The sequence below is a fragment of the Streptomyces aureus genome (genome assembly GCF_000725495.1).
Taxonomy (GTDB): domain Bacteria; phylum Actinomycetota; class Actinomycetes; order Streptomycetales; family Streptomycetaceae; genus Streptomyces; species Streptomyces aureus_B.
In genome coordinates this window covers 287932-312049 of record NZ_JNZD01000013.1, presented here as the reverse complement: position 1 = coordinate 312049, position 24118 = coordinate 287932, and the positions used below count along the sequence as shown (strand labels likewise).

The 24118-nt window shown below is 72.8% G+C and carries 23 protein-coding genes; 11 read left to right on the top strand and 12 right to left on the bottom strand.

All coding sequences use genetic code 11. The features are described from left to right. Position 1: 1 nt before the first annotated feature. Complete coding sequence (locus tag IO36_RS19870; protein ID WP_158997408.1) at positions 2–562, bottom strand: type 1 periplasmic-binding domain-containing protein; 561 nt, start codon at positions 560–562, stop codon at positions 2–4. 535 nt (positions 563–1097) lie between these two features. Here IO36_RS19870 and uraD point away from each other — a divergent pair. From uraD to IO36_RS19845, 5 genes are all read left to right on the top strand, one after another. Further along, entirely contained in the window at positions 1098–1628 is a 531-nt protein-coding gene (uraD, locus tag IO36_RS19865) for a 2-oxo-4-hydroxy-4-carboxy-5-ureidoimidazoline decarboxylase (protein ID WP_037621644.1), read from the top strand. A 52-nt stretch (positions 1629–1680) separates the two neighbouring features. After that, positions 1681–2088, top strand: coding sequence for a hydroxyisourate hydrolase (uraH, locus tag IO36_RS19860; RefSeq protein WP_037621642.1), 408 nt, complete (start codon positions 1681–1683; stop codon positions 2086–2088). Between the two features lie 5 nt (positions 2089–2093). Then, positions 2094–3041, top strand: coding sequence for a factor-independent urate hydroxylase (gene pucL / locus IO36_RS19855; protein ID WP_037621640.1), 948 nt, complete (start codon positions 2094–2096; stop codon positions 3039–3041). 179 nt (positions 3042–3220) lie between these two features. Further along, complete coding sequence (locus tag IO36_RS19850) at positions 3221–4597, top strand: 8-oxoguanine deaminase (protein WP_037621638.1); 1377 nt, start codon at positions 3221–3223, stop codon at positions 4595–4597. A gap of 604 nt (positions 4598–5201) precedes the next feature. Continuing rightward, positions 5202–6536 (top strand): nucleobase:cation symporter-2 family protein, encoded by a 1335-nt coding sequence (locus tag IO36_RS19845; RefSeq protein WP_051900742.1) that lies wholly within the window; start codon positions 5202–5204, stop codon positions 6534–6536. 176 nt (positions 6537–6712) lie between these two features. Here the strand turns inward: IO36_RS19845 and IO36_RS19840 are convergent, their stop codons facing one another. Next, entirely contained in the window at positions 6713–7528 is an 816-nt protein-coding gene (locus IO36_RS19840) for a chitosanase (RefSeq protein ID WP_051900686.1), read from the bottom strand. A gap of 196 nt (positions 7529–7724) precedes the next feature. Continuing rightward, positions 7725–9287 carry an MFS transporter gene (locus IO36_RS19835; protein WP_078943335.1) on the bottom strand — a complete coding sequence of 521 codons (1563 nt, stop codon included), beginning with the start codon at positions 9285–9287 and terminating at the stop codon, positions 7725–7727. Between the two features lie 122 nt (positions 9288–9409). On the opposite strand from IO36_RS19835, the gene IO36_RS19830 reads away from it, so the two are divergent. Then, on the top strand, positions 9410–9811 hold the full coding sequence (locus IO36_RS19830; RefSeq protein ID WP_037621633.1) for a winged helix-turn-helix transcriptional regulator: 402 nt from the start codon (positions 9410–9412) through the stop codon (positions 9809–9811). Positions 9812–9914: 103 nt separating this feature from the next. Here the strand turns inward: IO36_RS19830 and IO36_RS19825 are convergent, their stop codons facing one another. The 4 genes from IO36_RS19825 to IO36_RS19810 all read right to left on the bottom strand — a co-directional run bounded on the left by IO36_RS19825 (position 9915) and on the right by IO36_RS19810 (position 13299). Then, positions 9915–10337: an acyl-CoA thioesterase gene (locus IO36_RS19825; RefSeq protein WP_037621631.1), complete on the bottom strand. Its 423-nt coding sequence runs from the start codon at positions 10335–10337 to the stop codon at positions 9915–9917. Positions 10338–10506: 169 nt separating this feature from the next. Next, a complete protein-coding gene (locus IO36_RS19820) occupies positions 10507–11196 on the bottom strand; it encodes a hypothetical protein (protein WP_037621628.1) in 690 nt (229 codons plus the stop codon). A gap of 54 nt (positions 11197–11250) precedes the next feature. Continuing rightward, positions 11251–11901, bottom strand: a complete 651-nt coding sequence (locus IO36_RS19815; RefSeq protein WP_051900683.1) for a histidine phosphatase family protein — start codon at positions 11899–11901, stop codon at positions 11251–11253. Positions 11902–12087: 186 nt separating this feature from the next. Next, on the bottom strand, positions 12088–13299 hold the full coding sequence (locus IO36_RS19810) for a pyridoxal phosphate-dependent aminotransferase (RefSeq protein WP_037621626.1): 1212 nt from the start codon (positions 13297–13299) through the stop codon (positions 12088–12090). 84 nt (positions 13300–13383) lie between these two features. Between IO36_RS19810 and IO36_RS19805 the strand changes: the two genes are divergently transcribed. Next, positions 13384–14025, top strand: a complete 642-nt coding sequence (locus IO36_RS19805) for a winged helix-turn-helix transcriptional regulator (RefSeq protein WP_037621624.1) — start codon at positions 13384–13386, stop codon at positions 14023–14025. Positions 14026–14279: 254 nt separating this feature from the next. Here the strand turns inward: IO36_RS19805 and IO36_RS19800 are convergent, their stop codons facing one another. From IO36_RS19800 to IO36_RS19790, 3 genes are read right to left on the bottom strand one after another with little or no spacing between them, the layout of a single operon-like run. Further along, positions 14280–15134, bottom strand: coding sequence for a hypothetical protein (locus IO36_RS19800; RefSeq protein ID WP_037621622.1), 855 nt, complete (start codon positions 15132–15134; stop codon positions 14280–14282). Beyond that, positions 15134–16396 carry a VWA domain-containing protein gene (locus IO36_RS19795; RefSeq protein ID WP_037621620.1) on the bottom strand — a complete coding sequence of 421 codons (1263 nt, stop codon included), beginning with the start codon at positions 16394–16396 and terminating at the stop codon, positions 15134–15136. Before IO36_RS19795 ends, IO36_RS19800 begins: the two co-directional genes overlap by 1 nt. A gap of 54 nt (positions 16397–16450) precedes the next feature. Next, a complete protein-coding gene (locus IO36_RS19790) occupies positions 16451–17962 on the bottom strand; it encodes an IucA/IucC family protein (RefSeq protein WP_037621618.1) in 1512 nt (503 codons plus the stop codon). A gap of 93 nt (positions 17963–18055) precedes the next feature. On the opposite strand from IO36_RS19790, the gene IO36_RS19785 reads away from it, so the two are divergent. The 3 genes from IO36_RS19785 to IO36_RS19775 are packed head-to-tail and all read left to right on the top strand — an operon-like array spanning position 18056 to position 20852. After that, positions 18056–19585: an IucA/IucC family protein gene (locus tag IO36_RS19785; RefSeq protein WP_037621616.1), complete on the top strand. Its 1530-nt coding sequence runs from the start codon at positions 18056–18058 to the stop codon at positions 19583–19585. Between the two features lie 41 nt (positions 19586–19626). After that, complete coding sequence (locus IO36_RS19780; protein WP_037621614.1) at positions 19627–20541, top strand: HipA family kinase; 915 nt, start codon at positions 19627–19629, stop codon at positions 20539–20541. After that, complete coding sequence (locus tag IO36_RS19775) at positions 20538–20852, top strand: Rdx family protein (protein WP_037621612.1); 315 nt, start codon at positions 20538–20540, stop codon at positions 20850–20852. The genes IO36_RS19780 and IO36_RS19775 overlap by 4 nt, the downstream gene beginning before the upstream one ends. A 42-nt stretch (positions 20853–20894) precedes the next feature. Here the strand turns inward: IO36_RS19775 and aceB are convergent, their stop codons facing one another. Together aceB and IO36_RS19765 are read right to left on the bottom strand one after the other, a co-directional pair. After that, complete coding sequence (gene aceB, locus IO36_RS19770; RefSeq protein WP_037621611.1) at positions 20895–22529, bottom strand: malate synthase A; 1635 nt, start codon at positions 22527–22529, stop codon at positions 20895–20897. 300 nt (positions 22530–22829) lie between these two features. Continuing rightward, entirely contained in the window at positions 22830–23435 is a 606-nt protein-coding gene (locus IO36_RS19765) for a nucleotidyltransferase family protein (RefSeq protein ID WP_037621609.1), read from the bottom strand. 211 nt (positions 23436–23646) lie between these two features. On the opposite strand from IO36_RS19765, the gene IO36_RS19760 reads away from it, so the two are divergent. Beyond that, the gene (locus tag IO36_RS19760) at positions 23647–23970 is read left to right on the top strand and encodes a DUF5955 family protein (RefSeq protein ID WP_063764883.1); all 324 of its coding nucleotides are present in this window, start codon (positions 23647–23649) and stop codon (positions 23968–23970) included. Positions 23971–24118: the final 148 nt, after the last annotated feature.

The following is a 24118-nucleotide window of genomic DNA, read 5'->3' as shown; positions in this document are numbered from 1 at the left end:
GTCAGGACTCCCCGGACAGAGAGGTCAGAAGCCCGCGGACACGGTCCCGTACCTCCGGTCGGCTGCCCTCCTTCACCACCGAGACGTTGGCCGCTCCCGACCCGCCCCCCACGACGACGAAGCGCACGTCCTTCTGGTGCGGTGCCACCGCCCGCACCGCCTGCACCTGTGTCGCGCCGACGGCCACCACCACCGAACAGTGTTCCTGCACCAGGGAGTTGACGAACGGCTCGACGTTCGCCCGGGTCTCCGGCCCCGTCGCCGACAGGAAGCTGACCCGCACCTTGGTCGCCCGGGAGGCGTCCTGCATGCCGGCCCACACCGGTGCCGCCGCGACGCCCGGCGTGACTCCGTGGCTGTCGGTGAGCAGGCAGGCGTCCACGTCCCGGTACACCCGCGCCGTGGGCAACTCGCCTCCGTCGTCGGACGGCCACAGGCAGAATCCCGCGACTCCCACGACGGTCAGGCCCATCAGTCCCGCGCCGAGAGCGGCCCGGCGTGTGCGCAGCACTCCGGGCAACGCCGACCATCTCAGCCTGAACCACCGGGACAACCCCTGCATGTCCGCACCCCTCCGAAGACCGGCGGGGCGGCCACCGCCCCGCAAAGAGGCGAGCATAGGGCAGCGTCGCGGGTGCGTGATCTTCGAGAGGGCTCAGGTGGACGGGTTCGTCCGTCGGGCGCGTGACCAGCCGACTTGGGTCGGTGACGGGTGGACGCCGGTACGCCCGACCTCTCGGCCGTGGGGGTGCCCGACCTGGCGGCCGGTGCCCGGGGTGCTGCTGTCGTGCGGCGGGGACATGATGGTCTCGGTCCAGCACCGCCCGCATCGCGAAGGCGACTCCCGTGCCGCGCGGGTGAGCCTGGGGATACGGGGTTCCGTCCGGCGCCGCCCGCCGCCCGCCGCCCGTCGCCCGCCGCCCGCCGCCCACCGTCCGTCGTCCGCGTCGTCACCCGTCCCCCCCCATCCGGAATGACCGCGCAGCCGTTTCCGTCACCTCTCGTAACCCGAAGTTTTCAACAAAGTGTTGACGCGGTTGCCGCCGGGGGCGTTAGCTGTGCGCAGCCCGTCCAGCACAAGGCCACGGAGGCTCCCCATGACGTCGAGCACGGCATCCGGCGGCCTCGCCCGCTTCAACGCCCTGGAGGAGGGCGCGGCCCGTGCCGTCCTCCACGACGTGTGCGCCTCCCGTGCCTGGGGCGAGCGGCTGCTCGCCGCCCGCCCCTACGCCGGCGCCGACGACCTGTACGCCGAGAGCGACGCCGCCATGGCGGACCTCACCACCGCCGACCTGACGGAGGCGATGGCGGGGCACCCGCCCATCGGACGGCCGAAGCCCGGGGACCCGACCTCCTCCCGCGAACAGCGCGGGATGGCCGGCGCCTCCGCGGAGCTCAAGGAGGAGATGCTCGAACTGAACCTGGCCTACCAGGAGCGGTTCGGCCATGTCTTCCTCATCTGCGCCACCGGCCGGACCGGCGAGCAGATGCGCGACGCGGTCAGGGAGCGGCTCGGCCACACCGCCGAGCGGGAGCGCGCGATCGTCCGCGTCGAACTGGGGAAGATCAACCGCATCCGGCTCGCCACCCTCGTACGGGACGAGCCGCCCGGCACCGAAGGAGGCTGACGGTCACCGCGCAGGACGTGACCGCCGGCCGCCCCGTACAGGAAGAAGAGGCATGAGCACCGACACCACGGCCTCCGTGTCCACCCACATCCTGGACACCAGCGTGGGCAGCCCCGCCCGAGGCGTCGCCGTCCGGCTCGCCGCCCGCGCGGGACGCGACGGCGACTGGCAGGCACTCGGCGGATCCGCGACCGACGCGGACGGCCGGTGCAAGGACCTTCCGGCGCTGCCGGAGGGCACGACCCACGTACGGCTCGACTTCGAGGTCGAGCGGTACTTCGAGCAGGACCCGGCGACAACGCCACAGCGAGCCGATGCGCAGCAGGACGCCCCCGCGAATCGGGACAGCGAGACGTTCTTCCCCGAGGTGACCGTCACCTTCGCCGTCAGGCCGGGCGAGCACTACCACGTACCGCTGCTGCTCAACCCGTTCGGCTACTCCGTTTACCGAGGGAGCTAGCAGACATGACCGACCCCTCCCGCAAGGGCCGCCCGGTGCTCCTGGGCCAGAACCAGTACGGCAAGGCCGAGAACCGCGTCGTCAGGATCACCCGCGACGGCGCCACCCACCACATCAAGGACCTGAACGTGTCCGTCGCGCTGAGCGGCGACATGGAGGAGGTCCACCTCTCCGGCTCCAACGCCAACGTCCTGCCGACCGACACCACCAAGAACACGGTGTACGCCTTCGCCAAGGAACACGGCATCGAGTCCGCCGAGCAGTTCGGCGTCCACCTCGCCCGGCACTTCGTGACCAGCCAGGAGCCGATCGAGCGGGCCCGCATCCGCATCGAGGAGTACGCCTGGGAACGCATCGAGGTCCCGGACGCCGGGGCCCGCGCCCCCGGCGAGGACGAGCCGCGGCACTCCTTCGTCCGCAAGGGCCAGGAGACCCGGGTCACCCAGATCACCTACGACGGCGAGGCGTGGGAGGTCGTCTCGGGCCTGAAGGACCTCGTCGTGATGAACTCGACGGACTCCGAGTTCTGGGGCTACGTCAAGGACCGGTACACGACGCTCCCCGAGGCCCACGACCGCATCCTCGCGACCCAGGTCTCCAGCCGCTGGCGCTTCAACTGGACCGGCGACGACCAGCCGATGCCCGCCTGGGACACGTCCTACGAACAGGTCAGGAAGCACATGCTCCAGGCCTTCGCGGACACCTACTCCCTCTCGCTCCAGCAGACGCTCTACCAGATGGGCGCGCGGATCATCGACCACCGCGACGAGATCGACGAGGTCCGCTTCTCGCTCCCGAACAAGCACCACTTCCTGGTCGACCTGACACCGTTCGGCCTCGAGAACGACAACGAGGTCTACTTCGCCGCCGATCGGCCGTACGGGCTCATCGAGGCCACCGTCCTGCGCGACGGCTGCGAGCCGCGTATCCCTGTCGACCTCACCAACCTGTAGAACCGCACCCGGCGGTCCCTCGGGACCGCCCCCGCGGTACTGCCGCTGTACCCCGACGCGGGCGCCGGCGTCATGTTCCAGGGGAGAGCGGGGGCATCTGCGCACCACAGCACCACGGACCCGGTCGTCACCCCGCTCGCCCCCGGGTCCGTCCGCCGACGGAAGAACGAGGAACCGCAGTGGCAGTCCAGCGCATCGTCATCGAGAACTGCGCCATCGCGACCGTGGACGGGGACGACACCGAGTACGCCTCGGGCCACATCGTCGTCGCCGATCATCTGATCGAGTCCGTGGGTCCCGGAAAAGCCCCGGAGAACCTGGAGAACGTGGTCCGCCGCGTCGACGCCGCCGGACACCTGGCCACGCCCGGCCTGGTGAACACCCATCACCACTTCTACCAGTGGATCACCCGCGGCCTCGCCACGGACCACAATCTCTTCAACTGGCTCGTCGCCCTGTACCCGACCTGGGCGCGCATCGACGAGCGGATGGCCTACGCGGCCGCCCAGGGCTCCCTCGCCATGCTGGCCCGCGGCGGCGTCACCACCGCCATGGACCACCACTACGTCTACCCCGAGGGCGCGGGCGACCTGTCCGGCGCGATCATCCGGGCCGCGCACGAGACCGGAGTCCGCTTCACCCTCGCCCGCGGATCCATGGACCGCAGCAAGAAGGACGGCGGACTGCCGCCGGACTTCGCCGTCGAGACCCTCGACGGGGCACTGGCCGCCACCGAGGCGACCGTCGACGAGCACCACGACGCCTCCTTCGCCAGCATGACCCAGATCGCCGTCGCGCCCTGCTCGCCCTTCTCCGTCTCCACCGAACTCATGCGGCAGGGCGCCGAGCTGGCCCGCCGCAAGGGGGTACGGCTGCACACGCACGGTTCGGAGACCGTCGAGGAGGAGCAGTTCTGCAAGGAACTGTTCGGCATGGGCCCGACCGACTACTTCGAGTCGACCGGCTGGCTCGGCGAGGACGTGTGGATGGCCCACTGCGTCCACATGAACGACTCCGACATCGCCGCCTTCGCCCGCACCCGGACCGGGGTGGCGCACTGCCCGTCCTCCAACGCCCGGCTCGCCGCGGGCATCGCCCGGGTCCCGGACATGCTCGCGGCCGGCGTCCCGGTCGGCCTCGGCGTCGACGGCACCGCCTCCAACGAGTCCGGTGAGCTCCACACCGAACTGCGCAACGCCCTGCTCATCAACCGGCTCGGCGCCCACCGCGAGGCGGCCCTGAACGCCCGTCAGGCGCTGCGCCTGGGCACGTACGGAGGCGCCCAGGTCCTCGGCCGGGCGAGCCAGATCGGCTCGCTCGAAGCCGGCAAGCTCGCCGACCTCGTGCTGTGGCGGCTGGACACCCTGGCCCACGCCTCGATCGCCGACCCGGTGACGGCGCTGGTCTTCGGCGCCGCCGCCCCGGTCACCCTCTCGCTCGTCAACGGCCGCCCGGTCGTCGAGGACGGCCACCTGCTGCACGTGGACGAGGACGCGATCGCCCGTTCCACCCGGGACGAGGCCCGCCGCCTGGCCGGGATCGCCGGACAGGACTGACCGCCGCACCGCCCCGGCCAGGCCGCGCCCCGTTCGCCGGAGGGGCGCGACCGCCGCCGCACGACAGCCCGCCCCGCCCCGGATCTCCGGGCGGGCCCGGGCGCCGCAGAACTCCGGCCGAGGGGGACGGCCCTCGGCCGGTGGCCGTGGACCCGAGCGGGGTCCGCGGCGGCCGCCGCCGGGGCGCGCATGGACGTGCGCGCCCCGGCCCGGTCCCCGCCGCGCGGACCTCGTCCGCGCGACGGCTTCGTCCCGGTCCCGCACGACCGCGCATCACCTCCCTGACACCCACGTCGACGGCGACGTGTACCCGACCGGAGGAGCCGCCGTGGCCGCCCAGCCCGAGCCCAGCACCGATGCACGAACCCCCGGATCACCTCAGATACCGGGAGCACTCCAGGTCCCCGGTCCGTCCGAGGCCGACGGACCGGCGCAGACCGCCGGATCAACCCGGGTCCCCGGACCCGCGGGGGCCGCCGGATCACCCCAAGTCCCCGGATCACCCCGGGTTCCCGGGCCGGCGCCGGCCGCCGCCGAGGCCGGCCCGTCCCGGCCCGCGGAACCGTCCGTCCACCCGGTGGACGAGCGCCTGCCCGCCCTGGAGATGGCCGCCGCCGGCCTTCAGCACGTGGCCGCCATGTACGCCGGAGTCGTCGCCCCGCCCCTCATCGTCGGCGCCGCGATCGGTCTGTCCGCCGCCGAACTCACCTTCCTCACCGGCGCCTGCCTGTTCACCGCGGGTCTCGCCACCTTCCTGCAGACCCTCGGCGTCTGGAAGATCGGCGCCCGGCTGCCCTTCGTCAACGGCGTCACCTTCGCCGGTGTCGCCCCCATGACCGCGGTCGTCGCCTCCGTCCACGACAAGCGGGACGCCCTCCCGGTCATCTTCGGAGCGGTCTTCGTCGCCGGAATCCTCGGCTTCCTCGCCGCCCCCTACTTCGGCAAGGCCGTCCGCTTCTTCCCGCCCGTGGTCACCGGCAGCGTGATCACGCTCATCGGCGTGTCCCTGCTCCCCGTCGCCTTCGGCTGGGCACAGGGCCCGGACCCCTCGGCCGCCGACTACGGCTCGGGCACCAGCCTGGGACTCGCGGCGGCCACCCTCGTCGTGGTCCTGCTGCTGCGCCGCTTCACCCGGGGCTTCGTCAAACAGATCGCGGTGCTGCTCGGCCTCGTCGTCGGCACGCTCGTGGCGATCCCCTTCGGCCTGACCGACTTCTCCCCGGTGGCCGCCGCGGACCTGGTCGGCTTCCCGTCGCCGTTCCACTTCGGAGCACCGCAGTTCCGGCTCGCCGCGATCCTCTCGCTCTGCGTCGTCATGGTCGTCTCGATGACCGAGTCCACCGCGGACATGCTGGCGCTGGGCGAGATCGTGGAGCGTCCCGCCGACGAGCGCACCATCGCGGCCGGACTGCGCGCCGACACCCTCGGCTCCGCGCTCAGCCCGCTGTTCAACGGCTTCATGTGCAGTGCCTTCGCCCAGAACATCGGGCTCGTCGCGATGACCCGCATCCGCAGCCGGTACGTCGTCGCCACCGGTGGCGGATTCCTGGTGCTGATGGGCCTGTGCCCGGCGGCCGCCTCGCTGATCGCCGTCGTACCGCGCCCGGTGCTCGGCGGGGCCGGAGTCGTCCTGTTCGGATCGGTCGCCGCCAGCGGCATCCAGACGCTCGTCAGGGCCGGCCTGGACAAGGACAACAACGTCCTGATCGTCGCCGTCTCCCTCGCGGTCGGCATCATCCCGATCACCGCGCCGGACTTCTACCACGCGTTCCCGCAGACGGCCCGGATCGTCCTCGACTCCGGCATCTCGACCGGCTGTGTCACGGCCGTCGTCCTCAACCTCCTCTTCAACCACCTGGGCGGAGGACGCGAGGACACGGGAGAGGTGACCCACCCCATGGAGGCGGGAGAGGACCTCACGGCGGCTCCCACCCGCTGACACCGGCCGGACCGGGGAGCCACCCGCAAGGTGCGCGACCCGCACGGGGTGCGACGTACGCGGGGCGCGACACACACGGGGGAGCGACGCACACGGGGGAGCGACGCACACGGGGGAGCGACGCACACGGGGCGCGGCGGGAGGAACCCGCCGCGCCCCGCCCCGTGCCGCGCGTGTCAGCCGATGTGGTAGCTGTCGCCGTAGACCTTCCAGTCCAGCGGGGTGTCCAGGTTCAGGTTCCGCTTGCGGACGAAGACCCGCTGCGCGGTGTCGACCCTGCTGGTGTCGGAGTGGGCCTCCTCCTGCTTCATGGCCCACACCCGGGCGTCGAGGAACGCGTTCAGGTACGTCACCTCGTCGCCGCCCTGGGCCGGCGGCTTGGCCTTGGCCAGGGCCCGCTTCCTGATGCTGCCGAAGCTGGTGCTGTCGTCACCGTTGCCGTGCATCACGATGGCGTCGTAGTACGTGAACTGCCCGAGGGTGCCGATGCCGTCCGACTTGCCCTGCTGGACGGCGGGGTTGAAGTAGACGCGGTCCCGCTCATCGTTCTGGGCCTGCTGGAACGCGGTGTCCTGGGCGGCCCGGCGCCAGTCGGCCGGGAAGCCCGGGTCCAGGCCCTCGTGCGAGTCGCCGCCGTTCACCCGGCGCAGCGCCGGCAGGTACTTGGCCAGGACGTTGCCGGGCTTGCGCCGGTTGTAGAGCTCGACGAGGTCGAGCATGTCACCGGTGCCGGAACAGAAACCGATGATCCCGGCGGTGTAGCCGCGCCCGTCGCCGATGTCCTCGATGTACTTGTACTGCGCCTTCCAGTCCAGCGAGGAGTTCTCCGCGCTGGAGACGAGCTTCATGGCGATCTCCTTCTTCGCCGGGTCGTCCAGACCGACCGCCGAGGCGGTGGCGGTCTGGGAGGCGATCAGGGGCCCTGCCACCAGTGAGGCGCCGATCAGGGTGAGCAGGGTGCGACGTGTGGTGCGTATGTGGGGGGTGTGCACGGTACCTCCGATGGGGGAGCGGTGTTGCCGCGTACTGTTAGGAAAGTTTCCTACCAGAGTTCGAAGGCGACGTACACCCGTTGCGGTAAAGGGAGTTGACGCTTCGACGATCCGGTGTCTGTTCCGACCGGAGAGGTGTGGGATGTCCCTGCGGTCAGCGGTCAGCGGTCAGCGGTCAGCGGTCGGCGGTCAGCGGTCAGCGGTCAGCGGGGCTGCCGCTGGGCTCAGCTTCACGCTCTTGCCCGGCCCCCGCCCCGGCCCCCGCCCCGGCCCCCGCCTCCATCACGGCTTCGGACGTGTCCCCCGGTGCGGACTCCCGCACTGGCAGCGGGAGTTCGCGCCCCGGCCGCAGCAGCGCGGCGGCCAGGACCAGGGCCGTGGCCACGACGGCCGTGGCCACCGTGAACGCCAGCCGGTATCCGTCCGCCGTCGCCGCGACGGCATCCGCGCCCACCCCGGTCAGCCGCTCCGTGCGGCTCGCCGCCAGAGTCGTCAGCACCGCGAGCCCGAGCGAACCGCCCACCACCTGCGTGGTGTTGAACAGTCCCGAGGCCAGACCGGCGTCCTCCGCCCGCGCCCCCGACATGGCCAGGCCCGTGACCGCGGGCATCGCCGCCGCGAAACCGATGGAGAGCAGCAGGAGCGCGGGCAGCACGTCGGTGAGGTACGTCCCCTCGGCCGGGACGCGGCCGAGCAGGGCCAGGCCCGCCGTGACGAGGGCCAGTCCCGCGAGCAGCACGCGGTACGGGCCGAAGCGGGCGACCGTGCGCGCCGACAGGGTCAGCATCAGCACGCCGATGGTGACCGGCGCCGGCAGGAACGCCGTTCCGGTGCGCAACTCGCTGAAGCCGAGGACGCGTTGCAGGTAGAGCGCGCCGATGTACTGGAAGCCGTACATCCCGGCGATCATCAGGATCTGCACGCCGTTCGCGCTCGTCAGGGCCCGTGAACGGAAGAGCCGGAGCCGCAGCAGCGGGCGGGCGGTGCGGGTCTGGCGCAGCGTGAAACCGGCGAACAGGGCCAGTGCGAGCGCCCCGAGGGCGAGCGTGCCGCCGAGGGCGCGCTCCCCGGCCCCGACGATCGCGTACACCGTCAGCATCAGGGCGCCGGTGACGAGCACCGAGCCGGGGTAGTCCGCACCCGCGCCGAGTCCGGCACCCCGGTCCGGGGCGAGGATCCGCAGCGCCGCGACCAGGGCCAGGACGCCGATCGGCAGATTGATCAGGAAGATCGAGTGCCAGCCGAGCGTCTGTGTCAGCGCGCCCCCCAGGAAGGTGCCGAGGGCCCCGCCCGCGGCGCCCACCGCGCTGAACACCGCGATGGCGCGCCCCTGTTCACGGGGTTCGGGGAACAGGGCCACCAGCATCCCGAGGACCACGGCCGAGGTCATCGCCCCGCCGACGCCCTGCAGGGCGCGGGCCGCGACCAGCGCGCCCGGTCCGTCGGCGACCCCGCACAGCACGGACGCGGCGGTGAACACGGCGAGCCCGGCCGTGAACATCCGCCGGCGGCCCAGCAGGTCGCCGAGCCTGCCCGCGAGCAGCAACAGCCCCCCGAACGGGATCAGATAGGCGTTGACGACCCAGGCGAGACCGGCGGCGGAGAAGCCGAGGTCGCGCTGGACGGCGGGCATGGCCACGGTGACGATGTTCCCGTCCAGGATCGTCATCAGGGTCCCCGCGCAGAGCACGGCCAGCGAGGCCCACCGGGAGTACGTTCGTGGTGCCGACGGCCTCGCCGGTCCGGTCCGGGACAGCATGACGGTGACCTCCGTGTCCTCCGTGGACCGCTGCGGTTCCACGGGCGTTCTCCCTTGGTGCACGACTTGTAACGGGGTTCATCGTGAGTGACCATGGGAGACCGGCATAAGGAGGCACTTCGATGTCCCAGGGGAACACCGGTGTTACGTCGCAGGCAGTGCTCGCGCAGGCGTGCCCGGTCCGCGAGGTTCTTGACAGGGTCGCCGGGAAGTGGAGCGTGCTGATCATCGTGGCCGCCGCGCACGGCCCGATCCGTTTCACCGAACTGGAGCGCAGCATCGAGGGGATCAGCCGCCGCATGCTGACCCTGACCCTGCGCAACCTGGAGCGCGACGGACTGGTGACGCGCACCGTGCATCCGACGGTGCCGCCCAAGGTCGAGTACGAACTGACGCCGGTGGCCCGCGAGTTGCATGCGACGCTGCTCTCCCTGACCGACTGGGCGGAGCGGCACCGGGTCACGATCGCCGAATCCCGCGCGGCCTACGACGCCGAGCACCGGCCGGAGCTGGTCGACGCGTAGGCCGTGCCGCGCGTCGCCGGGCAGAGGGGGACGCCGCCGGGAGGGCGGAACCGTGCGGAGGCGCCCTGCGCCGTGCGGCGGGCCGACGGACGGCCCCGCCGGGTCACAGCCCCAGCGGACCCGGGTCGGTGGCCAGGGACTTGAAGGCGTCCCGGGCGCCGGGCAGCAGCCGGCGTTCGGTGAGGTCCATCAGCCCGCCGACCGCGGTGATCTCGGCGGCCACCGTGCCGTCGGTCTTCCTGATGGTCTGCTCGATGCGGAAGCTCTTGCCCTCGCCCCAGAGGAAGGCGCAGGTCACCTCGACCTCGTCGCCGGCCCGCAGCTCGCGCAGATAGCGGATGGTCGTCTCCAGCGCGACCGGGCCGACCTTGCGGGCCATCAGCTCCGCCTGGGTGATCCCGGCCGCCCGGAGCATCGACCAGCGGGCGTGCTCGGCGTACTGGAGGTAGACGCTCTGGTTGAGATGGCCCTGAACATCGGTCTCGTATCCGCGAACGGTCACGGGGACGAAGAACGGCTCTGCCACGGCTTTCCCTTCGACGACGACTCCGACTGCGCGAGGCTGTGACGGCTGACGGCTGACGGCTGACGGCTGACGGCTGACGGCTGACGGCTGACGGCTGACGGTGCGACGGCCGACCCGTTCCCGCCGGGGAGGCCGGGACCGACGGCCGCGACGCCCGGCACTCCCGGGATCATGCCCGCCGGGGCGAGGCGAGAACGAACCGGACCCCGGTGCGCGGCTCGGTGTACTCGCCGGCCTGCCAGCCCGCCCCCTCCAGGGTGGCCGCACAGGCCCCCAGCGCCTCGGGATCCGGTTCGTGCACGGCGACGGCCTCCGGCTGCGGTGTCGTCCGTACCCGATATCCGCCGCCCTCCGCGGCGGCCGGCCGGTGACCCGCCGCCTCCAGGGCGAGCGCGGCGGCCTGCACCAGATGCGTCCGTTCCCAGGCGCAGGGAAGGTCGGTCGCGCCGTCCGGACGGGTCATGCGGCGCAGCTCCAGGAGCCCCTGCCAGGCGCTGTGCACCTCTCTGCGGCGCGCGGGCCCCGCCTCGGCCCCCTCCTCGCCGCCGACGCGCGCCGCGAACACCCCGGACACCGCCGGTGCCGGAGTCGCTGTCGGCGCCGGCGCCTTCGCATCCCGGGCAGGACCTCTCGGATCTCCCGCCTCGCCCGGTCCGCTCGCCCCGGGGAGCCCGGGTTCCTCGCGCAGCCGGTGCCCGGCGGGCGTCAGGAAGTGCTCGCGCGGCGGCCGCGGATGACGGAACGCGAGCCCCTGCCGCACCAGCGCGGCGAGCTGGGCCTCGGTACCGCTGAGCCGCCCGGTCACGGGGTCGGCCGCGTCCAGGATGCGCCGCTGCGCGGCGGTCGGCGGTCGTGTCACGGCGCGCTCCCTCCACCGTCCGGCGGTGCCGCGGCGCTCCGGACCGGCCGCGGCTCAGTGTTCCTGCGGCCCCTCTCCCGGCAGGGGAAGGGGGTCATGGGAACAGTACGCGTCGGGTCTGACATTCCAGCCGGCCACCACATGCCGGCGGTGCTCCGTGCTCAGCCGGCTCATCGTCCCGGTGCCGAGCTGGAAGATGGCGCCGGACCGAGCGTCCAGACCGAGCCGCCGCGCGGTCAGCACCCGTAGGAAGTGCCCGTGCGAGACGACCACCACGCTGCCCTCCGACTCGGCGAGGGCCGCGTCGATCCGGGCCAGCGCCCGCTCCGCCCGCACCCCGACCTCCTCCGGGCTCTCACCGGGGTGCTCGGGCGGCCCGGGCGCGACGCCGTCGGTGAACAGGAACCAGTCGGGCCGCTCCCGGTGGATCTCCACGGTCGTGACGCCCTCGTACCCGCCGTAGTCCCACTCGCGCAGGTCCGCGTCGACGCGGGCATGCCCGATCCCGGCGAGCTCCGCCGTCTCCCGGGCCCGGTGCATCGGGCTGACGAAGGCCGCCGCGATGTGGTGCCGGGCGATCAGCGGCCGCAGCCGCCGCGCCTGCTCCCGGCCGTTGTCGGTCAGCGGGACGTCGGTCGACCCCGTGTGCCGGCCCGACATCGACCATTCCGTCTCACCGTGCCGTACGAGGAGCAGGTCACCCATCGCCGCGCCCTTTCCGTCCCCCGTCCGCTTCCGTCCCTCGTACGGTGTCACCCGGTGGGCGCGGCCGCAGCACCGGATCCTCCGGACGGCCCACCCGGCAACCGCGGCCCGCTCCCGCCGGACCCGGCCTCGCTCCCGCCGGTCCCGGACCCGCCCCGCCCGACCGCGGACCCGCTCCCGCTTGCCCTACTCCTGCCGGTACCCGCTCAGGAACCGCCCGATCCGGCTGATCGCCGCGTCCAGGTCGTCGGCGTGCGGGAGCGTCAGGATGCGGAAGTGGTCGGGGCGCGGCCAGTTGAAACCGGTGCCCTGGACGACCTGGATCTTCTCGCGCCGCAGCAGGTCCAGCACGAACCGCTCGTCGTCGTGGATGGGATGCACGGTGGGGTCGATGCGGGGGAACGCGTACAGCGCGCCCTTGGGCTTGACGCAGGAGACACCGGGGATCTCGTTGAGCTTCTCCCAGGCGCGGTCGCGCTGTTCCCGCAGCCTGCCACCGGGCGCGGTCAGTTCATGGATCGACTGACGGCCGCCGAGCGCGGCCTGGATGGCGTACTGGGCCGGGGCGTTGGCGCACAGCCGCATCGAGGCCAGCATCGTCAGCCCCTCCAGATAGCTGCGCGCGTGCTGCCGGGGGCCGGTGACGACCAGCCAGCCGGAACGGAAGCCGGCCACGCGGTAGGTCTTGGACAGCCCGCAGAAGGTGAGGACCACCAGGTCGGGGGCGAGGGCCGCGGCGGAGTGGTGCACCGCGTCGTCGTAGAGGATCTGGTCGTAGATCTCGTCGGCGAACACCATCAGGCCGTGCCGGCGGGCGAGATCGAGGATGCCCTCGACGATCTCCTTCGGATAGACCGCGCCCGTCGGGTTGTTGGGGTTGATGATGACGACGGCCCGGGTCCGGTCGGTGATCTTCGCCGCCATGTCCTCCAGGTCCGGGTACCAGTCCGACTGCTCGTCGCACAGGTAGTGCACGGCCTTGCCGCCGGCGAGGGTGGTCACCGCCGTCCAGAGCGGGAAGTCCGGTGCCGGGATGAGGACTTCGTCGCCGTCCTCGACGAGCGCCTGTACGGCCATGGAGACCAGCTCCGAGACGCCGTTGCCGAGGAAGACGTCGTCCACGCCGACGTCCAGGCCCCGGTCCTGGTAGCGCTGGGCCACGGCGCGGCGGGCCGACAGGATGCCGCGCGAGTCGGTGTAGCCGTGCGCCTGGGGGAGCATCCGGATCATGTCCTGGAGGATCTCCTCCGGCGCCTCGAAGCCGAAGAGCGCGGGGTTGCCCGTGTTCAGCCGCAGCACGCTGTGGCCCGCCGCCTCCAGTGCGTCGGCGTGCTCGATCACCGGGCCTCGGATCTCGTAACAGACCTCGCTGAGCTTGCTCGACTGCCGGAACTCCATGCGCTGCGCCCTCCGGTTGTGGTGTTGCTTGGTTTTACCAAGTAGGAGCTTGGAAAGTCCAACAAGATAGCTAGACTGCGTCGCATGTCACCGCGCCGAAGCTACGACCAGTACTGTTCCGCAGCCCGTGCCCTGGACGCCGTCGGGGACCGGTGGACCCTCCTGATCGTCCGTGAACTGCTGGGCGGACCGCGCCGTTACACCGATCTGCACGCCGACCTGCCCGGGGTCAGCACCGACGTCCTCGCCTCCCGGCTGAAGGACATGGAGCGCGACGGACTGAGCACCCGGCGCCGTCTGCCGCCTCCGGGCGCGGCCTACGTGTACGAACTCACCGCCCGCGGACGGGAGCTGCTGCCCGTCCTGCACGCGCTCGGCGAGTGGGGCGCTCCCGCCCTCGGCGAGCTGCGGCCCACCGACGCCGTACGGGCCCACTGGTTCGCGCTGCCGCTGCTGCGGAGCCTGGAGGCGGTCGGGGCCGGCGAAGGACTGGTCGAAGTCCGCCTGGAGGAGGGCCTGTTCCATGTCTGGCTGGGCGGCGCCGAGGAAGGGCCGCTCTACGGCGACGGGCCCGCCCCGCGCGAGCCGGACGCCCGCCTCGCGCCGGACGCGCGGACGTCCGGGGCCCTGAACCGGGGCACGTCGACGCTGCTGGAGGAACTGCGGGAGGGACGCGTCGCGGTGACGGGCGAGGGACCGCTCGCCAAGGCGCTCCGCGAGGTCTGACGGGTCACGGCTCGGACATCGCGGTGACGAGGAACGGGCCGCTCGCCAGGGCGCTTCGCGAGGCCTGACCGAGCCCGGCGCGGACGTCACGGTGACGGGGAACGGGCCGCTCGCCAGGGCGCTCCGCGAGGCCTGACCGAGCCCGGCGCGGACGCCCTGGACTCCGCCCGCCCGCGGGCCCGTCCCTCGGAACACGAGAGGCCCGCGACGCTCCCTGACGGAGAGCGGCGCGGGCCCCGGTGTACGGCTGGGGATCAGGCGCCCGGCGGGATCCGGGACGGACGGCCCCTGCCCCGCGTCAGCGAGTAGCCCCAGATGCCGGCGAGCGCCGCGAGGACACCGCCGATCGCCGTCCACACCCAGCGGTCGGACCACCAGGCGGAGGTGTCGGGCCGGAGCGAGGACAGCGTCGCCGTCTTGGACTCCGAACCGTCGGAACCCTCGTCGGAGGCGTCGTCGGACTGCTCCGAGGTCACGGCGATGCCGGGGACCAGCGGCTTGGCGAGCGAGCCGTCGACCGCCGCCGAACCGCCGATGTCCTTGGAGTCCACCTGGAGCTGCGCGCTCATGGGCAGGCCCAGGTCGGCCGCGCCGAGACCGGTCGCGGTCAGCCGGACGTAATAGGTGCCCGGCAGCGGGTCGTTGGCCCAGGTCTCCGACCAGGCGCGGACCGTGCGCAGGGTGCAGGACAGCTCCACGGAGGACGCGTCCGTCGCCGCCGTGCGGGTCTGCGCCCCGTACTGGCAGGCCTGACGGCGCCGCAGCCCGTCGTAGACGTCGATCTGCCAGGTCTCGGCGGAGGAGCGCTTGGAGGCCTCCGGCAGCTTCACCGTCGCCTTCACGGTGGGCCGCTGGCCCGCGTCCGCGGCGAACTGCCAGTACAGGTAGTCACCGGCGGAGGCGCCGGCGGTGGCCTGGACGCCCTGGTCGACCTCGGTCGCCGTGCGGAACGACGTACCGGCCTCGGTGGGAGCGGAGTCGTCCCCCGAGGGGCTCGCGGACGGCGAGGCGTCGGCGAGGGCGGGGGAGGCGGTCGCACCGAGCAGCGCGGGCGCCACGACGGCACCCGCGAGGAGGGCGGCCGTGCTCAGTACACGTCGGATACGCATCAGTTGGTCCTCCAGACCGAGAACCGCCAGCGAGAGATCCAGCCCCACAGCAGACCCGCGAGGAAGCCGGTCAGCACCAGGGCGCCGAGCAGCCACCAGCCGCGTCCGAGACCGAAGGAGGCCACGTCGCTCGCCTGGTCGGGGCCGTCGACGACGTCGACCGTCAGCTCCAGCGGCAGCCCGGGCGTGGTCTTCACGCCGGAGGCGGCCGAGAAGGAGTTGGACACCTGGAGACACACGACCTCGGCCGGGGCGTTGTCGTCGTCGCTCTCGGCCTTCGGGTAGCGCAGACCGGTCGAGACGACGTCGGTGCGGCCGTTGCCGGCCGACTCACCGCGCACGATCTCCCGGCCGTGCACGGTCACGGCGCGCATCAGCACCCCGTAGTCCGGGTTGACCTGACGGTCCGCCGCGATGCTCACCGAGGCGCGCAGCTCCTTGCCGGGCGCGACCTCCACCCGGTAGTAGCGGTGCTGGGAGAACTCCTCGCGGTCGGTGTAGAAGCCCGACTTGACGACCGGGGCCGCGGAGCACGAGTCGGCGCCCTTCACGGCCACCGGCTTCACGACCGGATCGGCCGCCCGGTCCACCAACTGGTTGACGCGGTCGCTGAGCTGCTCCTTGTGCTCCACCGAGGTGTACGTGCCGCCCGTGGCCTCGGCGATGCAGCTCAGCTGCCTGCTCACCTTGACGTTGGGGACCAGACCCAGGGTGTCGATGGTCAGGTCGATGCCCTTGGCCGCGAGTTCGCGGGCCACCTGGCACGGGTCCAGCGGCTGGCAGGTGTCCTCGCCGTCGCTGATCAGCACGATGCGACGGGTGCCCTCACCGCCCTGGAGGTCGTCGGCCGCCTTGAGCAGCGCGGGGCCTATCGGGGTCCAGCCGGTCGGGTTCAGGGTCGCGACGGCCGTCTTGGCCTCGGTGCGGTCCAGCGTCCCCACGGGGTACAGCTGGGCCGTGTCCTTGCAGCCCGTCTTGCGGTCGTCCCCCGCGTAGTTGGCGCCGAGGGTGCGGATGCCGAGCTGCACCTCCTGCGGCGTCGCATCGAGCACTTCGTTGAACGCCTGCTTCGCCGCGGCCATCCGCGACTCGCCGTCGATGTCCCGGGCCCGCATCGATCCGCTGACGTCCAGCAGCAGTTCGACCTTGGGCGCGGTCGCCGTGGTTTCGTCGGCGACCGCCCCGGCCGGGAAGGCGAGCCCGGCGGCCAGGGCGGCGAGCAGGGCGCAGAGGCCCGCCGCCAGCCGTTGTCTTGTGATCATCGGCGGATCCTATTGATCAAAGGTGCCGATCGTAAAAACGAGAGGTGTCCCGTGTCAGGACGAGCCGGGTCCGCCGAGCAGCCGCGGAAGCAGTGTCCACAGGTCACCGGGGGTCTCGGGCGAAAGCCGCATCAGCGTCAGCGCTTTGACGGGGAGCGGATCGCCGAGGAGCGCGGGGAGGTCCGCCGTGCGCGGGAGATCCGGAGCGACCCGCTCCAGGGCCTCGCCGAGCGCCGCCGCCGAACCCGCCGTCGCCCCCAGCGTGCCGCCGACGAGCGAGCCGAACAGCTTGCGGCGCAGGGCCCTCTCGTCGTCGGTCACGATCCGCCCGGACAGCTCCGGGACCGGGACCCCGTGGCGGGCCAGCCGCGCCGGGCTCACCCGGATGTCGGCCAGATCGCGGTAGACGAGCCGCACCGGGGAGCCCGCCCGGTCGAGGATCACGAGCAGGTTCTGTCCGTGCGCCTCCAGCGCCACCCCCAGCTCCAGCAGCCGCAGCCCGACGGTGAGTACGAGCCGGGTGAACTCGGCCAGCCAGGAGGCCTTTTCGGGCAGTCCGGTCAGCGGAAGGGCGGCCACCGGGACGCACCGCTCGCCCTCGCCCGCGTACCCGTCCGGCGACTCCCGCACCACCGCCGCGAGATCGGGGAACCCGGCGCCGGCCGCCCCGAGGGTGCGGGTGATGTGCAGCGGCGCGTCCAGACGCGACGTCATCGCCTCCATGAACGCCGAGACCGTGTCCGCCGTCCGCACCGAGTACACCGAGATGTCCCGCACCGACGAGGTCAGCCGGGCGCTCAGCGCCGTCTTCACATGCGGCCCGTCCGGCACCGCCAGCGTACGCAGCGACATCAACGGCCGCCCGGCGAAGCCCTCCTGGACCGGCGTGTCCAGCACATGGGCGACCTGCCAGGGGTGCACCGGGACCAGCACCCGCTCCCCGTCGCGCAGCCACTTCGGCCACTCCCCGGTGACCAGGGCGTCGTCCACCGCCACCAGGTCCAGCCGCACCGACGTCCGGTGCTCCGGCCCGTACGCCAGCTGCTCGGCCACCGAGAACCCCGGCCGCGCCCGGCAGTTGGGGTGATACGGATGCCCGTCGACGATCCGCTGCTCCCACGCCCAGCTCGCCGCGGACGGTCCCGGAACGGCGGCCGACGTCCGGTCCGCCCGCGACAGCGCCAACGAGGCCACACTGTCGCCGAGTTCGGCCGAGAACGCATCACCGTGCGGCACGTCGAGCGCGCCGACGAGCGCCTCGGGACGCTCGTACACCCGCTCACCGAGGCGCAGTTCGGTGACGTGGTCCGAGGTGACGTACGGGTCGGGGCGCGGCCCGTGCAGCCGGCGGCCGTCCGCCAGACGGACCGTGAGCCCCTCCCGGTCCGCCTCGCGCCCCGCGATCCACGGCAGCGGCTCGTACGCCAGCGCACGCCACAGCCGGGTCAGCACGGCGGCCCGGGCACCGGGCAGCGCCCGCGCGTACGGCGCCGACAGCCCGGGGCGTACGACGCTCAGCTCCTCGGCGAACACGGCCTCGGCGTCGGGCGTTGAGGGACGGGACACGGGCGGGCTCCTTGCGTACGGGGACTGCGTCGTGATCCTCCGCCGCGGCGGAGATACTGATCACCAGTGCACCGTATGAATCGACTGGACCGGATGGATCGCGTGGACTTCAAGCCGACCGTGTTCCCCCAGCTCACCACGGGCGACATGGACGAGGCCGCCGACGCGTACGCCGCCGCGCCGTTGCTCAATTGTCTCCTTCGCGAACTGGCGGAGCCGACGGGGCGACCGGACGTCCACCGGCTGCGCGCGAGCGGCCGTGAGCTGCGCACACACGGGACCCGGCGCCCCTACGCGCCCGAGGTGTACGCCGACGGGGCCTGGCATCGGCTCACGCATCCGGAACTGGTCGCCCTCGCCGCGGACGAGCTGCGCCGCTCCACCGGCGTGGACAACACCCGGCTGCCCCGTGAGATGACCGACAGCCGGGACGTCGTCGCGGCGCTGCTGCGCGTCCGCGCCGGCACGGCACCCCCCGAGGACCCCTATCTGCGCTCCGAGCAGTCGCTGATCATGGGACACCCGTACCACCCCGCGCCCAAGACCCGCGGCGGCGGCCCGGCCGCCGCATGGCTGCCCTACGCCCCCGAGGCGTACACCCGCTTCCCGCTGGAACTGCTCGCCGTGCGCGAGGACGCCGTCGTCGAGGAGGGCGACACCCGGGCGCTCGACGCCCTGGGCCGGGCCCCCGCCGGATACCGGCTGCTGCCCGCGCACCCCTGGCAGCTGGCCCTCACCGCCACGAGCGAGGCGATCCGGGACGCCTTCGCGGACGGCCGCCTCCTGCGCCTCGGCTCCACCGGCCGCCCCCTGTGGCCGACGGCCGCCGTCCGCACCCTGTACGCCCCCGAGGACGACCTCTTCCTCAAGTTCAGCCTCGACGTCCGCATCACCAACGACATCCGCCGGCTGTGGCGGCACGACCTGCTGAAGGCGGTGGCCACCGACGCGGCCACCGCCGCCGCGTTCGCCGCGCAGGACGGGCCCGCCGCCTGGCTCAGCGACCGCGGCTACCGCACCGCCGGCTTCGCCTTCGAGGAGCTCGCCGTCCTGGTCCGCGACGGACTGCGCGGCCATCTCGTCCCCGGCGCCACCCCGCTGCTCGCCGCCGCCCTCGTCGAGGGCTTCGACGGCAGTCCGCTCGACCGGCTCACCGACCCGGCCGACTGGTGGGCCGCCTACCTGCGCCAGGTGGTGCCGCCGGTGCTGGAGGCGTTCGCCCGCCACGGGGTCGTCGTCGAGGCCCATCTGCAGAACACACTGGTGGCCGTGGACGCCGACGGCACCCCGGTCCAGGCCCTCTTCCGGGACGCGGAGGGCGTGAAGCTCCTGCCGGGGGTGACCCGCGCGGCCGGCTGGGAACGGCTCGTCTACTGCCTGGTGGTCAACCACCTGTCCGAGCTGGCGGCCCTCCTCGCCGAACGCTTCCCCGGGACGGACCCCTGGCCCGCCGTACGAGGGGAGCTGCGCCGCACGGGCGAGGAGCTCGGCCTCCCCGAGGCCGCCGCGCTGCTCTCCTCGCCCACGCTCCCGGGCAAGACCAACCTGCTGCTCCGCTGGACCGACGCCGACGGCGCCGACGCCCGCTACGTACCCCTGCCGAACCCGTTGGCCGGGACATGACGCCGATGAGCCGGCGGACCGGCTGTCCTACAGTGTGACCTGTGCTCCGCGACGTGACCGCAGTTCGATACGTGACCCCGCTGACGGCGGGCGGCTCCGTGCCCGGAGTCGTCGAGGCCGACGACCTGGGGACCTATGTCGTGAAGTTCACGGGGTCCGCCCAGGGGCACAAGGCGCTGGTCGCCGAGATCATCGTCGGGGAGCTGGCCCGCGCCCTCGGGCTGCGTTTCCCCGAGCTGGTCCTCGTCCACTTCGACCCGGCCGTCGGCGGGCACGAGCCCCATCAGGAGGTCCAGGACCTGCTGCGGGCCAGCGCCGGGCTCAACCTCGGCATGGACTATCTGCCGGGCGCCAGGGACTTCACCCCCGAGATCGCGCGGACGTTCCCGGTCGACCCGCTGGAGGCGGGCAAGGTGGTGTGGCTGGACGCCCTCACCGTCAACGTGGACCGTACGGTGCACAGCTCGAACCTGATGGTCTGGCCCACCCTCGGGATCGCGCCGCCGCGCCTGTGGCTGATCGACCACGGCGCCGCCCTCGTCTTCCACCACCGCTGGGACGCCTCGGCCCCGGAGAAGGCGTACGACTTCAGGAACCATGCGCTCGGCGGCCACGGCCCCGACACCCGCGCGGCCGACGCCGAACTGGCTCCCCGGGTCACCGAGGAACTCCTGCGCTCGGTCCTGGCCCAGGTGCCCGACGCCTGGCTCGCGGAGGAACCCGGCTTCGCCGGCCCGGACGCGGTCCGCGAGGCGTACGTCGCCTATCTGCTGGCCCGCGTCCAGGCCTCGGCGGCCTGGCTCCCCACGGACTTCCCCAGCCGCGAGCAGCTCGCGGCCGAGGACGCCGACCGTGCCGAGCGGACCCAGCGGGGCCGCCCGGACTGGCTCAAACGCGTCCCCGACCTGCACGGCAAACCGGCGGCGGAACAGGATTGGTCGGTGCATCTGGGATGACGGACGCCCATCGGGTCCAGATCGAGTACTGCACCCGGTGCCGCTGGCTGCCCCGCGCGGCCTGGCTGGCCCAGGAACTGCTCACCACCTTCGAGGCGGAGCTCGACGAACTGTCCCTGAAGCCCGGCACCGGCGGCGTCTTCGTCGTCCGGGTCGACGACGAGGTGGTCTGGGACCGCCGTGAGCAGGGCTTCCCCGAGCCGACCGAGGTCAAGCGGCTGGTCCGCGACCGAGTGGCCCCGGGGAGATCCCTGGGCCACTCGGACCGTACGGCGGAGCAGGAGCAGGAGCAGGAGCAGGAGCAGGAGTAGGTCGGCCGGTCGGCCTCCTCAGGCCGGTCAGCCCCCAGATCTTCAGCCCCTCAGCTGCTCGTACGCGGGCAGGGTCAGGAAGTCCACGTAGTGCTCGTCCAGCGCGACCTGCAGGAGCAGGTCGTGCGCCTGCTGCCAGCGCCCGGCCGCGAAGGCCTCCTCGCCGATCCCGGCGCGGATGTCGGCGAGTTCGCGCGCGGCGATCTCACGGGTCAGCTCCGGGGTGGCCGCCACGGTCCGGCCGTCGTGCTCGAAGACGACACCCGCGTTGATCCACTGCCAGATCTGCGAGCGCGAGATCTCGGCGGTGGCCGCGTCCTCCATGAGGTTGAAGATGGCGACCGCGCCCAGCCCGCGCAGCCAGGCCTCGATGTAACGGATGCCCACCTGCACGGCGTTGACCAGTCCGTCGTACGTCGGCCGCGCGTCCAGCGAGTCGACCGCGATGAGGTCGCCGGCCGCGACCGACACGTCCTCGCGCAGCCGCTCCTTCTGGTTCGGCCGGTCGCCGAGGACGGCGTCGAAGGAGGCCATCGCGATCGGGACGAGGTCGGGGTGGGCCACCCAGGAGCCGTCGAAACCGTCGGCCGCCTCACGGTCCTTGTCCGCCTTGACCTTCTCGAAGGCGACCTTGTTGACCTCCTCGTCGCGCCGCGAGGGGATGAACGCGGCCATGCCGCCGATCGCGTGGGCACCCCGCTTGTGGCAGGTGCGGACGAGGAGTTCGGTGTACGCCCGCATGAACGGGGCGGTCATCGTGACCGCGTTGCGGTCCGGCAGGACGAACTTGCTGCCGCCGTCACGGAAGTTCTTGACGATGGAGAAGAGGTAGTCCCAGCGGCCCGCGTTCAACCCGGAGGCGTGGTCGCGGAGTTCGTAGAGGATCTCCTCCATCTCGTAGGCCGCGGTGATCGTCTCGATCAGGACGGTGGCGCGCACCGTCCCCTGCGGGATGCCGAGTTGGTCCTGCGCGAAGACGAACACGTCGTTCCACAGGCGGGCCTCGAGGTGCGACTCGGTCTTGGGCAGGTAGAAGTAGGGGCCCTTGCCGAGGTCCAGCAGCCGCCGCGCGTTGTGGAAGAAGTACAGACCGAAGTCGACCAGCGCGCCGGGCACGGGCGTCCCGTCGGCGGCGACGAGGTGACGCTCGGCCAGATGCCAGCCCCGCGGCCGCATCACGACGGTCGCGAGCTCGGCATCGGGCCGCAGGGCGTACGACTTGCCCGAGCCCGGGTCGGTGAAGTCGATGTTCCGGGTGTACGCGTCGATCAGGTTCAGCTGGCCGGTGACGACGTTCTCCCAGGTGGGAGCCGAGGCGTCCTCGAAGTCCGCGAGCCAGACCCGGGCGCCGGAGTTGAGGGCGTTGATCGTCATCTTGCGGTCGGTCGGGCCGGTGATCTCGACCCGGCGGTCGTCGAGCGCGGCCGGGGCGGGGGCCACCCTCCAGGAGTCGTCCGCGCGGATCGCGGCGGTCCCGGGGAGAAAGTCCAGGGTGGAGGTGCGGGCGATCTCGGCGCGCCGCTCCGCGCGCCGGGCGAGGAGCTCGTCACGGCGGGGCGTGAACAGCCGGTGCAGCTCGCCCACGAAGGCGAGGGCCCCCTCGGTGAGGACCTCCTCCTGCCGGGGCAGGGGCTCGGCGTCGACGATGGCCAGCGGGGACGGCGCTGGTGCGGACATGAGCTGTCACTTCCTTCAGCGGGCTGCGTGCGGGCGATCTGCTGGGTACGAGCGGCGGAGGCCCTGAGGGCGAGCCCCCTGCCGGTCGAACGAGCGAACCACGGTCGGCGTCACCGCGCCTGGCACCCGGTGCCGCGGCACACGGGGAGGGCGGCGGGCGTCTTCGGCGCGCTCCGGTCCGGCGAGGCGCTTCTGATCAGTGGATACTAATTTCCTCATGGTGGAAGTTCAATGGTTTGTTGATGTCGAGGTTCCTGCGTCGGCGGAAGGTGGCGCGCGGTGCCATCGGTGCCGGCCCGGTCATTCGAGGTGGACCAGATCGGCCTCCGTGTCGATGTCGTAGGCCCGCGCCACGTCCCCGCACTCGACGAGCGCGACGGCGTCCGCATGGGCCTTCAGATAGGCGCGCGCACCCCGGTCGCCGGTGGCGCTCGCCGTGATCCCCGCCCAGTGAGCGGCCCCGAAGAGCACCGGATGGCCGCGCTCACCGGCGTAGGCCGCCGCGGCGAGCGTCGACGGGGAGGCGTACGCGGCCAGCACCCGGGCCACGGCCTCCGGGCCGATCCCCGGCTGGTCCACCAGCGACACCAGCGCGGCCCGCGCCCCCGAACCCGCCAGCGAGCCGAGCCCGGCCCGCAGCGAGGAGCCCATGCCCTCCTCCCAGCCGGGGTTGTCCACGAGGACGCACCCGGGCAGCGACGCCCGCTCCCGTACGGCGTCGGCCCCCGCCCCGAGGACGACATGGACGCGGGCGCAGCCGCCGGCGCGCAGCACCCCCACCGCGTGCTCGACCAGCGGGCGCCCCCGGTGCGGCAGCAGTGCCTTGGGGCGGCCCCCGAGCCGCCGTCCGCCTCCGGCCGCCAGCACCAGCCCCACGACCTCGTCCCCGTCCCCGTGTTCCGTCATGTCCCCTGCATACCCGACCGGATCGGAGCCCGCTCCGGAACCCGGGCCGACACCGCGGTGTCCCGCCGCTGAAATTTCGGTCCGCGCAGTGGCGCCCGGCGCACCGCGTGGCGTTTACTGACCCGCATCCCCCGGCGCCCGACCACCGCCAAGGGGAGCCGGAGTTGACATGAGCGGGACTGACGCACGTCGGCGCGCGAGGGGGAGAGCTGTGCTGCGGAGCTTGGGGCAGAGACCGGTGACGGGCAGGGACGAGGACCCGAGGGTGGCGGAACTGCGGACCGCCGTCGCCCGGCTGCGCCGTGAACTCGCCGTGCATCCGGTCGAGTTCCCCGACCGGGGCATCGCCGAGGACGAACTGGCGTCACTCGCCGCGATGGCCGCCGCCGGCACCCCGGAGATTCCCCGGCTGCGCCGCTCGCTCCTCCTGGTCGCGGGCGCGATCGGCTCGGTGAGCTCTCTCGCGGGCCGTCTCGCGGATGTCCGCAGCGCGGTCGAACTGTTCGGGGAGCCCCCGCACTACCGGCATCCGTGACGCTGGGCCGGCGCTGACGCTCACCGTCCCGGCCCGCGCCGGCTCAGCGTCTCGGCCCGCACCACGGCCACCCGTGACGCCCGGCTCGCGCCGTCGCCCAGCGTCCCGGCCCGTGTCGCCGCCACCCGTGACGCCCCGCGCCGCCGCT

Coding starts and splice junctions, on each gene's coding strand:
- IO36_RS19870 (WP_158997408.1), bottom strand. CDS start 562: ATGCAGGGGTTGTCCCGGTGGTTCAGGCTGAGATGGTCGGCGTTGCCC.
- uraD (WP_037621644.1), top strand. CDS start 1,098: ATGACGTCGAGCACGGCATCCGGCGGCCTCGCCCGCTTCAACGCCCTG.
- uraH (WP_037621642.1), top strand. CDS start 1,681: ATGAGCACCGACACCACGGCCTCCGTGTCCACCCACATCCTGGACACC.
- pucL (WP_037621640.1), top strand. CDS start 2,094: ATGACCGACCCCTCCCGCAAGGGCCGCCCGGTGCTCCTGGGCCAGAAC.
- IO36_RS19845 (WP_051900742.1), top strand. CDS start 5,202: ATGGCCGCCGCCGGCCTTCAGCACGTGGCCGCCATGTACGCCGGAGTC.
- IO36_RS19835 (WP_078943335.1), bottom strand. CDS start 9,287: ATGCTGTCCCGGACCGGACCGGCGAGGCCGTCGGCACCACGAACGTAC.
- IO36_RS19830 (WP_037621633.1), top strand. CDS start 9,410: ATGTCCCAGGGGAACACCGGTGTTACGTCGCAGGCAGTGCTCGCGCAG.
- IO36_RS19815 (WP_051900683.1), bottom strand. CDS start 11,901: ATGGGTGACCTGCTCCTCGTACGGCACGGTGAGACGGAATGGTCGATG.
- IO36_RS19810 (WP_037621626.1), bottom strand. CDS start 13,299: ATGGAGTTCCGGCAGTCGAGCAAGCTCAGCGAGGTCTGTTACGAGATC.
- IO36_RS19805 (WP_037621624.1), top strand. CDS start 13,384: ATGTCACCGCGCCGAAGCTACGACCAGTACTGTTCCGCAGCCCGTGCC.
- IO36_RS19800 (WP_037621622.1), bottom strand. CDS start 15,134: ATGCGTATCCGACGTGTACTGAGCACGGCCGCCCTCCTCGCGGGTGCC.
- IO36_RS19795 (WP_037621620.1), bottom strand. CDS start 16,396: ATGATCACAAGACAACGGCTGGCGGCGGGCCTCTGCGCCCTGCTCGCC.
- IO36_RS19785 (WP_037621616.1), top strand. CDS start 18,056: ATGGATCGCGTGGACTTCAAGCCGACCGTGTTCCCCCAGCTCACCACG.
- IO36_RS19775 (WP_037621612.1), top strand. CDS start 20,538: ATGACGGACGCCCATCGGGTCCAGATCGAGTACTGCACCCGGTGCCGC.
- aceB (WP_037621611.1), bottom strand. CDS start 22,529: ATGTCCGCACCAGCGCCGTCCCCGCTGGCCATCGTCGACGCCGAGCCC.
- IO36_RS19765 (WP_037621609.1), bottom strand. CDS start 23,435: ATGACGGAACACGGGGACGGGGACGAGGTCGTGGGGCTGGTGCTGGCG.